Annotated in this window: 12 protein-coding genes; 7 read left to right on the forward strand and 5 right to left on the reverse strand. The window is 62.1% G+C overall.

Features of this window, described 5'->3' with window-relative positions; all coding sequences use genetic code 11:
- Positions 1 to 84: 84 nt before the first annotated feature.
- Positions 85 to 969 carry a helix-turn-helix domain-containing protein gene (locus tag NBH21_RS11245; protein ID WP_250913608.1) on the forward strand — a complete coding sequence of 295 codons (885 nt, stop codon included), beginning with the start codon at positions 85 to 87 and terminating at the stop codon, positions 967 to 969.
- 187 nt (positions 970 to 1,156) lie between these two features.
- On the forward strand, positions 1,157 to 3,307 hold the full coding sequence (locus NBH21_RS11250; protein ID WP_250913607.1) for a TonB-dependent siderophore receptor: 2,151 nt from the start codon (positions 1,157 to 1,159) through the stop codon (positions 3,305 to 3,307).
- A 91-nt stretch (positions 3,308 to 3,398) separates the two neighbouring features.
- Here NBH21_RS11250 and NBH21_RS11255 read toward each other — a convergent pair whose 3' ends face one another.
- The 3 genes from NBH21_RS11255 to acnA all read right to left on the reverse strand — a co-directional run bounded on the left by NBH21_RS11255 (position 3,399) and on the right by acnA (position 9,536).
- A complete protein-coding gene (locus NBH21_RS11255) occupies positions 3,399 to 5,492 on the reverse strand; it encodes an ATP-dependent helicase (protein WP_280924909.1) in 2,094 nt (697 codons plus the stop codon).
- Between the two features lie 287 nt (positions 5,493 to 5,779).
- On the reverse strand, positions 5,780 to 6,529 hold the full coding sequence (locus NBH21_RS11260; protein ID WP_250913606.1) for a DUF1223 domain-containing protein: 750 nt from the start codon (positions 6,527 to 6,529) through the stop codon (positions 5,780 to 5,782).
- A gap of 313 nt (positions 6,530 to 6,842) precedes the next feature.
- Positions 6,843 to 9,536 (reverse strand): aconitate hydratase AcnA, encoded by a 2,694-nt coding sequence (gene acnA, locus NBH21_RS11265; RefSeq protein WP_250913605.1) that lies wholly within the window; start codon positions 9,534 to 9,536, stop codon positions 6,843 to 6,845.
- Between the two features lie 278 nt (positions 9,537 to 9,814).
- Between acnA and ccmA the strand changes: the two genes are divergently transcribed.
- The 5 genes from ccmA to NBH21_RS11290 are packed head-to-tail and all read left to right on the forward strand — an operon-like array spanning position 9,815 to position 12,768.
- Positions 9,815 to 10,462 (forward strand): heme ABC exporter ATP-binding protein CcmA, encoded by a 648-nt coding sequence (gene ccmA / locus NBH21_RS11270; protein ID WP_250913604.1) that lies wholly within the window; start codon positions 9,815 to 9,817, stop codon positions 10,460 to 10,462.
- Between the two features lie 43 nt (positions 10,463 to 10,505).
- Positions 10,506 to 11,165, forward strand: a complete 660-nt coding sequence (ccmB, locus tag NBH21_RS11275; RefSeq protein WP_250913603.1) for a heme exporter protein CcmB — start codon at positions 10,506 to 10,508, stop codon at positions 11,163 to 11,165.
- A 45-nt stretch (positions 11,166 to 11,210) separates the two neighbouring features.
- Positions 11,211 to 11,978 (forward strand): heme ABC transporter permease, encoded by a 768-nt coding sequence (locus NBH21_RS11280; protein WP_250913602.1) that lies wholly within the window; start codon positions 11,211 to 11,213, stop codon positions 11,976 to 11,978.
- A complete protein-coding gene (gene ccmD, locus NBH21_RS11285) occupies positions 11,975 to 12,151 on the forward strand; it encodes a heme exporter protein CcmD (RefSeq protein ID WP_250913601.1) in 177 nt (58 codons plus the stop codon). The genes NBH21_RS11280 and ccmD overlap by 4 nt, the downstream gene beginning before the upstream one ends.
- Complete coding sequence (locus NBH21_RS11290; RefSeq protein WP_250913600.1) at positions 12,148 to 12,768, forward strand: DsbE family thiol:disulfide interchange protein; 621 nt, start codon at positions 12,148 to 12,150, stop codon at positions 12,766 to 12,768. Before ccmD ends, NBH21_RS11290 begins: the two co-directional genes overlap by 4 nt.
- A gap of 67 nt (positions 12,769 to 12,835) precedes the next feature.
- On the opposite strand, the gene NBH21_RS11295 is transcribed toward NBH21_RS11290, so the two are convergent.
- Both NBH21_RS11295 and NBH21_RS11300 read right to left on the reverse strand, forming a co-directional pair.
- Positions 12,836 to 13,426, reverse strand: a complete 591-nt coding sequence (locus NBH21_RS11295; RefSeq protein WP_425340404.1) for a DUF2585 domain-containing protein — start codon at positions 13,424 to 13,426, stop codon at positions 12,836 to 12,838.
- Positions 13,423 to 14,073: a septation protein A gene (locus NBH21_RS11300; protein ID WP_250913599.1), complete on the reverse strand. Its 651-nt coding sequence runs from the start codon at positions 14,071 to 14,073 to the stop codon at positions 13,423 to 13,425. The genes NBH21_RS11295 and NBH21_RS11300 overlap by 4 nt, the downstream gene beginning before the upstream one ends.
- Positions 14,074 to 14,117 lie beyond the last annotated feature (44 nt).

The raw sequence follows: 14,117 nt of genomic DNA on the forward strand, positions 1-14,117 counted from the left end.
GATAATTGTGATCAAGTATATCTTTCCAACAACGTCATCGACTCGAGGTGCCGCCTTACCCGGGTCTGCCTTACGAGGAGCGGAATGAGTTATCTGCCCCGCATGAACAATCGCATCGATGGCTTCTCGGTCATTCAGGGATTTCATCGCCGCTACTGGGACGGCATGGTCGCCGATCTCTGGAATGTCGACTGCGCGCCGGAAGCCGGAGGCTATTATGTCGGGCATGATCCGCGGCTCTTTGCGGTGCTCGATGCCCAGTTCGGAGCGGACGGCGATTTCAGCATGGCGGAACTCGGAAACGTTCCGCTGACGGCTTGCCAGCGGCGCGCCATTTCCTTCATTCCGGCCGGCATGGAGATGCGCACCGAAATGCGGGGCATCCATTTCCTGCGCCATCTGGACCTGCATTTCGACGTCGATGGTTTGACCCGCCGTTTCGGCGAGGATCTGCCTCCGCAGACACTTGAGGAGCCGCGGTTCCTTTGCGACGAGGTGCGCCTGCTTGCGCTTGCGGATCTGATTGCCGCCGAATGCGCAGCTCCCGATCCCCTACATGGTCTCTATGGCGACGGGTTGACGCTGGCCCTGCTGATCGACGTCCTGAAGATCGGCGCCACCGTCGAGCGGCAGCGCTCCAAGCTCGCCGCCTGGCAATTGCGCAAGGCGACGGAGTTCATCGAGGAGCATTGCCTGCGCGCCATTCGTCTGGACGAGCTTGCGGCTCTGACCGGGCTGTCGCCCTCCCATTTCAGCCATGCCTTCAAGGCGTCCACCGGACTGCCACCCCATCGCTGGCAGATGAAGGTCCGCATGGTGCGGGTCAAGGAATTCCTGCGCCGGCGTGACATGTCGCTGACCACGGTTGCGGCCGAAACGGGCTTTGCCGATCCGGCGCATTTCGCCCGCGTCTTCCGTCGGCAGGTCGGCGTATCGCCGTCCATCTGGCGCAAGGCCAACCTCGATTGAGGATGAGCACCGGTCCGTCGGCCGAAGTTTGACCAAATACGGTCAAGCGCGAGCAGGAACGGACAAGCAGGGCAGTTAATCCTGATATAAATACTCATCTTATTTTCGACACTATTCGATCCGGCGGGTTGCAGGACCAGCCGGTGAAGCGGGGTAAATCATGCAGAGAAACAGGGGATATCGCTCGATGAGCAGGGCTTGGCGCGCGGGGGCAGCGCTGGCGATACTGGCTTGGCCGGCAGCAGCCGCAGCCCAGGATGCGGGCACGACGCTTCAGACCATCGTGGTTCAGGGCAAACAAGAAACCTCGACCGGTCCGGTCGACGGCTATGCGGCAAGCCGCTCCTCGACGGGTTCCAAGGCCGATACGCCGATTTCCGAGATCCCGCAGTCGGTCTCCGTCGTGGGTCGCGAGGAACTCGACGATCGCGGCGTCACCAACAAGGTCGACGAAGCCCTTCGCTATACCGCCGGCGTCTTCGCCGAACCCTTCGGCGTCGATCCGGACACCGACTGGATCTATATCCGCGGCTTCGACGCGACGCAGACAGGCGTGTTTCTCGATGGCCTCAGCCTCTATTCCTATGGCTTCGGCGGCTTCCAGATGGACCCGTTCTTCCTGGAGCGCGTCGAGGTGCTGAAGGGACCGGCCTCCGTTCTTTACGGTGCATCGAACCCCGGTGGTCTCGTCAACATGGTCGGCAAGCGGGCGCCGGATGAAAAGCTGCTCTACACCGAAGCCGGTATCAACAGCGACGGCAATGCCTTCTTCGGCTTCGATGCGGGCGATGTATTGCAGGACGGCGCGTTCAGCTATCGCCTGACCGGCAAGATTGCCGGTGGCGACCAGTATACCGATTATTCCGAGGATTTCCGCGGCGGGATCATGCCGCAATTCACCTGGAAGCCGGATGAATCCACCAAGCTCAACGTCTACGGTTTCTACTCCGCGCTCGATCAGGTGCATGTCGGCAACGGCTTCTATCCTTATGTCGGCACGGTGGTCGATGCTCCCTTTGGCAAGATCGATCCGAAGTCCTTCTATGGTGAGCCGGATATCGACCATGGCGAATACCAGCAGACCATGATCGGCTACGAAATCGAGCATGAGCTGGACAGCGGCTGGACGCTTTCCCAGAACGCCCGCTACGCCCATCTCAACAAGTACGAGAACGCACCCTACACCTACGGCTACTACGACTCCTCCACCGGTACCGGCTATCTCGAAGAACCGGCCGGCCCGGACTACGAGTTCTACCGCATCGGTTTCGAGGGCAAGTCCAAGGTCGACAGCTTCGTGATCGACAATCGGGTCAACGGCGAATTCGCAACCGGCGGATTGGACCACGACCTGACCATTGGCTTAGACTACAAATATTACCGCCTCGATCATGAGCAGGCCTGCTGTGGCTCGACGCCGATCAGCGTGACGGACCCGGTCTATGGCGCACCGCAGGGCACCAACTTTGTCTATCTCGACCAGGTTCTGACCCAGCAGCAGGTCGGCATCTACGCGCAGGACCAGATCAAGTTCGGCGGCGGCTTCATCGCCACGCTCAATGGCCGCTACGACTTTGTGAAGACGGAATCGGATGCGACCGTCGGCTATTCCTATGATGCCGACGACAAGGCGGCGAGCGGCCGTGTCGGTCTTGCCTACGAGTTCGCCAACGGCTTCACGCCCTATGCCAGCGCCTCGACCTTCTTCAATCCCGTGATCGGTTCCAGCGCCACCGCGCCGATCAAGCCGGAAGAAGGCTATCAGGTCGAGGGCGGCTTCAAGTACGAGCCGACCGCATTCGAAGGCCTGTTCACGGCGTCGGTCTTCCATCTGGTCAAGCAGAACTGGACCGTTACAGATCCGGCTACCTTCCTGCAGTCGCAGATCGGCGAAGTCACCTCCACCGGCATCGAACTCGAAGCCAAGGTGCAGATTGCCGACGACTGGAAGGCGACGGCGGCCTTTACCTGGCAGGATCTCGAAATGACGGAACATGCCGATCCGACCCTTGTCGGCAACAGCCCCTACCTCATTCCTGCTGTTACCGCTTCCGCCTGGCTCGATTACACCGTGCCGACGGGTGTTCTCGAGGGCCTGAGCGTCGGTGCCGGCCTGCGCTACCAGGGCGAATCCTGGGCCGACTACGCCAATACGCTCAAGGTGCCGGATGCGCTGCTCGCCGATGCCGCTGTCCGCTACGAGAAGGATGGCTGGGGTCTGTCGCTGAATGTCGCGAACCTGTTCGACAAGGAATACGTCAAGGGTTGCCAGGGCACGCTGACCTGCGGTTATGGCGAGGGACGTACCTTCACGCTGAAGCTCAGCAAGACCTGGTAATACAGGTCTGCCGACTTAACGGCTCCAGAAAGCCGTCGGGACCGATCGGTTTCCGGCGGCTTTTCGTTTGCGGATGATGATTTCGCAGTGTTCAGCGCCACATGCCGCGCATGCGGGCGCCGACGTCGATCCGCTTCTGCCGCTCGCCCTGTCCGCCGAGCCCTTCGCCGGCGGTGGCCAGCGGCCAGCTTACCTTCTCGAAATATTGCAGCAGCATGGCGGGGATGAAGCGCGAGCGGGCGGCATAGACATGACGGTCGCCCTGTGCGTTCTGGCCATGGGTGAAGAAGCGTTGCGGCGTGATGATATGCAGGCTGTCCTTGGCGCGCGTCATCGCGACATAGAGCAGGCGGCGTTCCTCGTCGATCTCGTCGGTGGTGCCAACCCCGAGATCCGAGGGAATGCAGCCATCGACGCAGTTCAGCACGAAGACGGACGTCCATTCCTGCCCTTTGGCCGAGTGAATGGTCGAAAGGATCAGGTAATCTTCGTCGCGCAGCGGCACGCCCGCTTGATCGCTGGTCGCATCCGGCGGATCGAGCGTGAGTTCGGTCAGGAAGCGTTCCCGCGACGGATACCCGCCTGCGATCTGTTCGAGCTGCAGGAGGTCGGCCATGCGGGTCTCGGCATCCTCATGGATGCGGCCAAGATGCGGCTCGTACCATTCCCGCGCCCTGGCGATTTCGCCCGGCCAGCCGAGGCCCATGCCTCTGAGCTCCATGAGCATTCTGGTGAATGCGCCCCATTCCTCGCCGCAGCGGGGCGGCGGCGGCATTTCGGCAAGCGAAATAAGCGGTTCAGGATCGGCGGCCGAGGTGTTGAGGATCTTGCCGGCCGTCTGCGGGCCGATACCCGGAAGCAGCTGTAACAGGCGAAAGCCTGCCACCTTGTCGCGCGGATTCTGGGCGAAGCGCAGGGTTGCCAGCAGATCCTTCACATGGGCGGCGTCGAGGAATTTCAGCCCGCCGAACTTCACGAAAGGAATGTTTCGCCGGGTGAGTTCGATTTCCAGCGGGCCGCTATGGTTGGAGGCGCGGAAAAGCACGGCCTGTTGCTTGAGCGTCGTGCCGGTCTCGCGGGCCGCGAGCACCTGTTCGGCGATATAGCGGGCCTGATCGGCTTCGTCGCGCACGCCGACCAGCATCGGGCGTGCCTCGCTTGCCCGCTCGCTCCAGAGGTTCTTGGTGAAGCGTTCGCGGGCAAGGCCGATGACGCCGTTTGCCGCCGTCAGGATCGGCTGGGTGGAGCGATAGTTGCGGTCGAGCGTCACGACATCGGCGGGCGGATCGAACTGCTTGGGAAAATCCAGAATGTTGCGGATCGTCGCGGCGCGGAAGGAATAGATCGACTGGGCGTCGTCGCCGACCACGGTCAGGCCGATGCCCTCCGGTTTCATCGCGGTCAGGATCGTCGACTGCAGCCGGTTGGTGTCCTGGTATTCGTCGACCAGAACATGGTCGAAGCGGCCGCCGATCGCACCGGCGAGATGGGGATCGGTAACGGCATGGGCCCAGTAAAGCAGGAGATCGTCGTAATCGAGCACGTTCTGCGCCTGCTTGGCCTCGACATAGCCGGCAAACAGTTCCTTCAACTGGCTTTCCCAGTTGCTGCACCAGGGGAAGGAGGATTGTAGCGCCTCCTTCAGCGGACATTCCGCATTCACGACGCGGGAATAGATTGCAAGGCAAGTCGCCTTGGTGGGAAAGCGGCTTTCCAGCTTCGAAAGGCCGAGCTGGTGACGGACCAGATTCATCAGGTCGGCCGAATCCTCCCGGTCATGAATGGTGAAATCCGGGTCGAGGCCGATCTCGTAGGCGTATTCGCGCAGGATGCGTGCGCCGATGCCGTGAAAGGTTCCGGCCCATGTCAGGGCGTCCGTCAGGGTGGATGCGTCGTTGCCCAGCACCTTGCGGCAGATGCGCTCCACGCGGATGGCCATCTCGCTTGCGGCGCGCCGGGAAAAGGTCATCAGCAGGATGCGGCGGGGGTCGGCTCCGTTGACCAGCAAATGGGCGACGCGGTGGGCCAGAGTGTTGGTCTTGCCCGATCCGGCGCCCGCGATGATCAGAAGAGGCCCGGCGCCACCCTCGGGGGCCGGAATGCCATGAGCGACGGCTGCCCTCTGCTGCTCGTTCAGGGCATCCAGATAGGTCGATTGCACCGGCAGTGTCGGGCTGGAGGTCATGCCCATCATGTGCCTGACTATGGGCGATTCGGCAAGAACATAGGGCGAACTTTTGTCGTGTCCCGGTTCGGGCGCCGTCACAGGCCTGCGAAAAGCATCGGTCCGGTCGAATGTGCTTTTTTTAGCTCCGCCGTATTTTGGACAAAACACCGCCCAAATTTGAATTGAGACTGCCGGCTCTTGGTTGGCGCGGTGCGCCAAAACGGTCCGGTCTGGCGCATTGACCCCTTACCCCCAGCCCCCCAATGCACCCGGGCCGGACCGGCCAAGGCAAACTCCAGAAAAACTCAGGATTTCGTCGGGCCGGTCATCATGGTCGCGCCGAGAATGCCCGCGGGTTCGCCCTGCGGTCCCGTCGACTGCAGGAGAATGGCGCAGCCGCTGTTGCCGTCCTTGTCGATCAGCTTGGCCGGCAGCACGAGATCGAGCGCGGAACCATCCCACATGCCGACGGTCTGGACGTCGGTGACGCTGTTCCAATAGACCATCTTCTTGCCGATGTTCTCGCCCTTCAATAGCTCCACCGTTTCCTTGCGGCGAAAATAGACGACGACCACGTCGGCCCTGCCGACGCCTGCGCCGACCTTCACCGCCAGTTCGTCACCCTTGCGTTCGGCAGCAACCGGAATGGTCAGGCCGCCGCCAGCCTTTTCCAGCGCGCCGAGTTTCTGGTTGATAGCGCCGACATCGGTGCCCTTGATGTGGTCGCGGCCGTTGAGGATCGCCTGGGGGGTATAGACGCCGCTGCGGCCGAGGCTGCTGGCATAGCCATACTGGCGCTTGGTGTTTTCTTTCGAGGCGAGCGTGTCGGCCCAGCCCATGTAGTTCCAGTAATCGACGTGATAGGCGAGCGCCACGACATCGCCCTGGCGCACCAGCGTCTCGAAGGCGCGGTCGGCCGGCGGACAGGAGCCGCAGCCCTGCGAGGTGAACAGTTCCACGACGCCCCTCAGAGGCGTGCCGTCGCCGGCAAGCGCCGGGCCGCTCAGCGCCAGCGTCAGCAAGAATGCCAGACTTTTGAACATGCTCCGGTTCATGGAGTGCCCCGTCCTTCGATCCGGCGGCTCGTGGATGCGCCGCCGTTGATCTTCCCTTGTGCGTGCCGACACATAGCTCTTCCGGCGTTCAAGGCAAAGTCACGATGGGGTGAAACTGGAGCAAATCCAGCAAAAGTGGGAACCGGTTTTGCGTCTGGAATTGCGGGTAAAGAAGGAGACAGAGCATTGGAGGCGTAACCGTTTCGCTGAAAATGCTCTGTACGAGACGAGACCCGAGCGGAACCGGAATGGCAAAGAAAACCGCCGGCCGATAAGGTCGACCGGCGGTTCTTGCGGATGGAGACGAGCCCGATCAGGCTACGAGATCGCGAAGAACAGTCTGCAGAATGCCGCCGTTCTCCATATAGGTGACCTCGTCGAGCGTATCGATGCGGCAAAGCAGCGGAACTTCCTTCACCGAACCATCGGCATAGGTGATCCTGGCGATCTTGGTTTCGCGCGGCTTGATGTCGCCTTCGAGACCCTCGATGGTGACGGTTTCGTCGCCCTTGAGGTTGAGCGAGGCCCAGGTGGTGCCGTCCTCGAAGGTGAAGGGAACGACGCCCATGCCGACCAGGTTCGAGCGGTGGATACGCTCGAAGGACTGGGCGATCACGGCCTTCACGCCGAGCAGGTTGGTGCCCTTCGCAGCCCAGTCGCGGGACGAGCCGTTGCCGTATTCGACACCGGCGAAGATGACGAGCGGAACGCCCTCTTCCTTGTACTTCATGGCCGCGTCGTAGATCGACATCTCTTCCTTCGACGGATAGTGGATGGTGTAGCCACCTTCCTTGCCGTTCGGGCCGAGCATGTGGTTGCGGATGCGGATGTTGGCGAAGGTGCCGCGCATCATGACTTCATGATTGCCGCGGCGCGTGCCATACTGGTTGAAGTCCGCGACCTGAACGCCGTTGTCGATCAGGTATGCGCCTGCGGGAGAAGCCGCCTTGATCGAACCGGCCGGGGAGATGTGGTCGGTGGTGATCTTGTCGCCGAACAGGCCGAGGACGCGGGCGCCCTTGATGTTCTTCAGGCCGCTGCCGGTCTTGCCCATGCCCACGAAATACGGCGGGTTCTGAACGTAGGTCGACTTGTCGTCCCACGCATAGGTCTGACCCTCCGGAACCTGCACGGCCTGCCAGTTGGCATCGCCCTTGAACACGTCGGCGTACTTCGTTTCGTAAAGTTCGCGGGTGACGTATTTCTGGATGAAGGACTGGACTTCCTGCGAGGTCGGCCAGATGTCCTTGAGGTAGACCGGCTTGCCGTCCCTGTCCTCGCCGATCGGCTCCTTCGTCAGGTCCTTCTGCACGGTGCCGGCGAGCGCATAGGCAACGACGAGCGGCGGCGAGGCGAGGTAGTTCGCCTGAACGTCCGGCGAGATACGGCCTTCGAAGTTGCGGTTGCCCGAGAGCACGCCCGCGGTGATCAGGCCCTTGTCGTTGATCGTCTTCGAGATCGGCGGCGGCAGCGGGCCGGAGTTGCCGATGCAGGTGGTGCAGCCGAAGCCGACCAGATTGAAGCCGAGCGCGTCGAGATCCGTCTGGAGGCCCGATTTCTCGAGATATTCGGCGACGACCTGCGATCCCGGTGCAAGCGAGGTCTTCACCCACGGCTTGGTCTTCAGGCCTCTGGCCACGGCGTTGCGGGCGAGAAGGCCGGCGGCGATCAGCACGCTCGGATTAGAAGTGTTGGTGCAGGAGGTGATGGCGGCAATCGCCACGTCGCCATGGCCGAGGTCGAAATCGGTGCCTTCCACCGCATAGCGGTCGGTGAGCTGACCCGGCTTCTTGTAGTCGTTCTCAAGAGCCGTTGCGAAGTTCGGGGCGATGGTTTCGAGGGCCAGGCGGCCTTCCGGACGCTTCGGACCGGCCATCGAGGGAACAACGTCGCCGAGATCGAGTTCGAGCGTGTCGGTGAAGACGAGGTCGGAGCCGTCGCCGTGGCGCCACATGCCCTGTGCCTTCGAATAGGCTTCGACGAGGGCGATGCGGTCCTTGGAACGGCCGGACATGGTCAGGTAGTTGACGGTTTCGCCATCGACCGGGAAGAAGCCGCAGGTCGCGCCATATTCCGGGCCCATGTTGCCGATGGTGGCGCGGTCGGCGAGCGGCATGTTGTCCATGCCCGGGCCGAAGAATTCCACGAACTTGGAAACCACGCCCTTCTTGCGCAGCATCTGCACGACGGTCAGCACGAGGTCGGTTGCGGTCACGCCTTCCTTGAGCTTGCCGGTCAGCTTGAAACCGATGACCTCGGGCAGCAGCATGGAGACCGGCTGGCCGAGCATGGCGGCTTCCGCTTCGATACCGCCCACGCCCCAGCCGAGAACGCCCAGGCCGTTGATCATGGTGGTGTGGCTGTCGGTGCCGACGCAGGTGTCGGGATAGGCGATGGTTTCGCCGTCCTCTTCCTTCGTCCAGACCGTCTGACCGAGGTATTCAAGGTTCACCTGATGACAGATACCGGTGCCCGGCGGAACCACGCGGAAATTCTTGAATGCCTGCTGGCCCCACTTCAGGAAGCGGTAGCGCTCGCCGTTGCGCTGGTATTCCAGTTCCACGTTGCGGGCGAAGGCCTGCGGGGTGCCGAATTCGTCGACGATCACCGAGTGGTCGATGACGAGATCGACGGGAACCAGCGGGTTGATCTTTTCGGGGTCTCCGCCGAGCGTCTTGATGCCGTCACGCATGGCGGCGAGGTCGACCACCGCCGGAACGCCGGTGAAGTCCTGCATCAGCACGCGGGCCGGACGATAGGCGATTTCCGCTTCCTTCAGGCCCTTGTTCACCAGCCATGCGGCAACGGCTTCGATGTCGGCCTTGGTGACCGAACGGCCATCCTCGTTGCGCAGCAGGTTCTCAAGCAGAACCTTCATCGAATAGGGAAGCCTGGAAATGCCGGCAAGACCGGCGGCTTCCGCCTTCGGCAGGCTGTAATAGACGTAATCCTTGCCGTTGACGGTCAGCGTCGAACGACATTGAAAGCTGTCGATGGATTTGGACACGGATAGAAACCCCGCTTATTCTGATAGCCTACACATACGTGCGGACGCCCATGCACTCATGCACATCAGGATGCGGGTGCGACCATTTCCGCTGCCCGCCCGTGAAAATTGCCCTTAGCAATCATCAAGTTCGGCACAAGGATGAAGTTCACGCCGATCGCTGGCGTGGTTGAAACTCATATAGATAATTTCTAAGAAAGCTGCCAGACCAAGCAATGGCGAAACGAGACAATTTTTTTCGACAGGCGGCCAATATGGTTGCCGGAAAGCGAACGGGGATGCGGCTCACCGCCGAAAAGCTCGCCGCCAGGCGGGGCGAAGACCTGATCTTTTTCGATATTTCATTCGAGTTGCGCGCCGGCGAGGCGATGGTGCTGACCGGCCGCAACGGTTCGGGAAAATCGACATTACTGCGGGTGGTCGCGGGGCTTCTGAGGCCTGACCGGGGCAGGGTGGAATTCCGGTTCGGCGACGGCGAAGAACCGCGGCCGGCGCGTGAGGCGAGCCACTATCTCGGCCATCGCAACGCCATGAAGCAGGAGCTTACCGTTCGCGAGAACCTCGTCTTCTGGCGGGACTTCCTTGGCGATGCCGAGGGAGGGTCGGGTCTTTCTGTCGAAGAGGCGGCGGAAGCCGTCGGCCTCGGCAGCATCACGCATCTCCCCTATGGTTATCTCTCCGCCGGCCAGCAGCGGCGCTTCGCCATGGCCAAGCTGATCGTCGCCCACCGGCCGGTCTGGATCCTCGACGAACCGACGGCCGCGCTCGACGCCAGCGCCGACGAGATGTTCGCCGGCCTCGTCCACGCCCATCTCGCCAAGGGCGGCATGGCGATCGCCGCCACCCACCAGCCGCTCGGTCTCAAGGGCACGCAGACGCTGGTGATGAAGGGGTTTGAATATCACGAGGCGGAGGAGGTCTTGTGATGCTGATTACCTCCCTCTGCCCCGCCGTGCATGGAGTTTCCGCATGATCGCCCTTTTCTTCCGCGACCTCAAACTCTCGGTGCGGGCGGGCGGCGGCGCGCTGATCGGCGTCCTGTTCTTCATGACGGTCGTTGCCGTCATCCCGTTCGGAGTCGGTCCCGATCTCAACCTTCTGTCGCGCATCGGGCCGGCCATCGTCTGGATCGGAGCCTTGCTTGCAGCCCTTCTCGGGCTCGACCGGCTGTTCCAGGCGGATCGCGACGACGGGTCGCTCGACCTGATCCTGATGCAGGAGACGCCGCTGGTCCTGACCGTCTTCGTCAAATGCCTGGCGCACTGGACCGCCACCAGCCTGCCGCTGGTCATCGCCTCGCCGCTGCTCGGCCTGTTCATGAACATGAACGAGGTGGCGATCGGCGCGGTGATGCTGACGCTTCTGGTCGGATCACCGGCGATCACTTTCATTGGAGCGGCCGGTGCCGCCGTTGCCGTTGCCTTGCCCCGCGGCGGACTTCTGGTATCCATTCTGGTGCTGCCGCTGGCCATTCCGGTGCTGATCTTCGGGGTCAGCGCCTCCTATGCGGCGGTGCAGGAGCCGGCCCCATTTATGCCGCCGTTCCTGTTTCTGATTGCGATCACGCTGTTCTTCGCGGTGATCGGTCCGCTTGCCGCCGCACTGGCGTTGCGCAACGCGTCCGATTGACCCGGATCAATTGCAGACGACCCTCTCTCAGGTTAGAAGCATTCCATGAACGACACGAGCCTTGCCATTTCGAAGTTCAGCGATCTCGCCAACCCGACCCGGTTCCTGGCGCTGGTTGCCCGCGTCCTGCCGTGGTTTGTCTGTCTGACCGCCACGCTCTTTGCCGTGGGGCTCTATCTGAGCTTCACGACCGAGGGCGATTACCAGCAGGGCGAGACGGTGCGTATCATGTATGTGCATGTGCCGGCAGCCTGGCTTTCGATGATGTGCTATTCGGTCATGGCGCTTTCGGCCATCGGCACGCTCGTCTGGCGTCATCCGCTGGCCGATGTCAGCCACAAGGCTGCCGCGCCGCTGGGCGCTGCCTTCACCCTGATCGCGCTGATTACCGGCTCTCTCTGGGGCAAGCCGATGTGGGGGACGTGGTGGGTCTGGGATGCGCGTCTCACCTCCGTCTTCGTGCTGTTCCTGATGTATCTCGGCCTGATCGCCCTCAACCGGTCGATGGACGATGCCTCCAAGGCCGCGCGCGTCAGCGCCGTGCTGATCCTCGTCGGTTTCGTCAACATCCCGATCATCAAGTTCTCGGTCGAGTGGTGGAACACGCTGCACCAGCCGGCGTCGGTGATCCGGCTTGACGGGCCGACCATCGATCCGGAATTCCTTTGGCCCCTGCTGATCATGGCCGTCGCCTTCACCATGCTTTTCTTCACGCTGCATCTGATGGCCATGCGCAACGAGATCTGGCGCCGGCGCATAGCGACGCAGCGCCGCATGGCAGCCCGCATGGCGGGCCGGGAGGCTTCTCCATGAGCCACGCCTTTTACGTTTACCTGTCCTACGGAATTGCCGGCCTGATCATCCTGGCGCTGATCGGTTGGGTCTGGCTGGATGGCCGTGCCCGTCAGGCCGAACTCAAGGTGCTGGAAGCCTCCGGTATGCGCCGCCGCAGCGCCTCGGCCAGGGTCGAGGGTGCCGGCCAATGAGCGAGCCCGTCGTCGAGGATGAAAAGGCCCGCAAGGGCATTGCCCGCTATGCGCTGGCGCTCGTGCCGCTCGCCGTGTTCGCCATCATTGCCGGTACGGCCGGCAAGATGCTCTACGAGCAGGACGTCAACGGCAAGAACGTTTCCGACATTCCTTCGGCGTTGATCGGCACGCGTGCGCCGGCACTGGATATGCCGGCACTCGAAGGCTCGAACACGGTGCCGCTGACCACGGCTGCCATTTCCGGCAAGCTGACGCTGGTCAACGTCTTCGCGTCCTGGTGCGTACCCTGCCGGCAGGAGCATCCGATCCTCAAGGAACTGTCCAAGGATCCGCGGCTGAACGTGGTGGGCATCAACTACAAGGATAAAAACGAGAACGCCCTGCGTTTCCTCGGCGAACTCGGCAATCCCTATCATGCGATCGGCGTCGACCCGAACGGCAAGGCTGCGATCGACTGGGGTGTCTACGGCATTCCGGAAAGCTATCTCGTCGCAGCCGACGGCACGATCCTCTACAAGAAGGTCGGTCCCTTCGATCCGCAGTCGCTGGAGAACGGCCTTTTCCCGGCCATCGAGAAGGCGCTCGGCGGGCCTCAGGTCACGACGACGAAATGATGCGCAGGGCCGGCACTTCGCCGGCCGCCATTTGAAGATCGTCAACAATGGTCGGCTTGAGGAGCAATTAGCTGCCCTGCCACGCGCGGACCGCATCCAGTGGCCAGACGAGCATCAGCACGTTGAGGGTGAGGTTGTCGCGGATCAGCCAGCCGGTGAAGAGTTCGAAGGCGATGGCGATCACGACCGTCAGCCAGACGGGCGCACGGGCGGCGAAGAGGAAGCCCAGCATCATCGCGACCGTATCCATCGCCGAATTCAGCACGCTGTCGCCGCTATAGCCGATAGCCATGGTCTCGCTGCGGTAGCGGTTGATGATGATCGGCGAGTTCTCGAGGATCTCCCAGGCGGCCTCGATGATCACGGCCAATGTCAGGCGGGCGCCGAACGAGCCGCGGCGCAGCACCGCCCAGCCGAGCAGGTAGAACAGGAAGCCGTGGATGATATGGGAGGGTGTGTACCAGTCGGCGATGTGCTGGGAATTGCCTGGCGTGTTGACGCCGGGTTCGAACAGCTTGACGTAGCCGCATTCGCAGATCGGGATACGGCCCATGCCGAGCAGCACGACGATCTGGGCCAGCAGCAGCGCGCCGGCGACGATCAGCCAGAAGCGGGTGGAACTGTTGCGTATCTCAAGGTTGCCGGCGCCCGTCGTCACTTCGTCTTTCCTTCCGTGTTTTGCTCGACGCTATGACGCATGATCAGCGGCATCTGGGCGAGGGTGAAGAGAATGGTGATCGGCATGGTGCCCCAGACCTTGAAGTTCACCCAGACATCGTCGGAGAAGTTGCGCCAGACGGCTTCGTTGATGACGGCGAGGAACAGGAAGAAGACGCCCCAGCGCAGGGTGAGCTTCTTCCAGCCTTCCTCATCGAGCTGGAATGCGGCGTTGAACACATAACCGAGCAGCGACTTGCCGAAGAACAGGCCGCCAAGCAGCACCACGCCGAACAGCGTGTTGACGATGGTCGGTTTCATCTTGATGAAGGTCTCGTCCTGCAGCCAGATCGACAGCGAGCCGAAGACCATGACCACCACGCCCGAGACGAAGGGCATGACCGGCAGGTGCCTGAAGACGATCTTGGAAACGATCAGCGAGGTGATCGTCGCGGCCATGAAGAGGGCGGTCGCGATCAACAGCGGTCCACCCACCAATGTGAGGGCCGGGAAGGTTTTCGCCAGCCATTCGCCGCGCAGGTTGCCGAAGAAGAAGACAAGCAGCGGGCCAAGTTCGAGCGCCATCTTGAGAAGCGGATGGTGACGCTCCTCGGTGGTTGGCTGGGTGTCGCTTTCGAAGTTGTTCATTGAGATGTCCGTTTGTAATCCCTGGGCTTCGGCCTGCAGTCGGT

It is taken from the genome of Ciceribacter sichuanensis, assembly GCF_024055605.1.
GTDB classification, from domain to species: Bacteria; Pseudomonadota; Alphaproteobacteria; order Rhizobiales; family Rhizobiaceae; genus Allorhizobium; species Allorhizobium sichuanense.

Bases quoted from the DNA above. Each gene is read 5' to 3' on its own strand.
- NBH21_RS11245 (WP_250913608.1), top strand. From the start codon at position 85: ATGAGTTATCTGCCCCGCATGAACAATCGCATCGATGGCTTCTCGGTC.
- NBH21_RS11250 (WP_250913607.1), top strand. From the start codon at position 1,157: ATGAGCAGGGCTTGGCGCGCGGGGGCAGCGCTGGCGATACTGGCTTGG.
- NBH21_RS11300 (WP_250913599.1), bottom strand. From the start codon at position 14,073: ATGAACAACTTCGAAAGCGACACCCAGCCAACCACCGAGGAGCGTCAC.
- ccmD (WP_250913601.1), top strand. From the start codon at position 11,975: ATGAGCCACGCCTTTTACGTTTACCTGTCCTACGGAATTGCCGGCCTG.
- NBH21_RS11255 (WP_280924909.1), bottom strand. From the start codon at position 5,492: ATGACCTCCAGCCCGACACTGCCGGTGCAATCGACCTATCTGGATGCC.
- NBH21_RS11280 (WP_250913602.1), top strand. From the start codon at position 11,211: ATGAACGACACGAGCCTTGCCATTTCGAAGTTCAGCGATCTCGCCAAC.
- ccmA (WP_250913604.1), top strand. From the start codon at position 9,815: ATGCGGCTCACCGCCGAAAAGCTCGCCGCCAGGCGGGGCGAAGACCTG.
- NBH21_RS11290 (WP_250913600.1), top strand. From the start codon at position 12,148: ATGAGCGAGCCCGTCGTCGAGGATGAAAAGGCCCGCAAGGGCATTGCC.
- ccmB (WP_250913603.1), top strand. From the start codon at position 10,506: ATGATCGCCCTTTTCTTCCGCGACCTCAAACTCTCGGTGCGGGCGGGC.
- NBH21_RS11260 (WP_250913606.1), bottom strand. From the start codon at position 6,529: ATGAACCGGAGCATGTTCAAAAGTCTGGCATTCTTGCTGACGCTGGCG.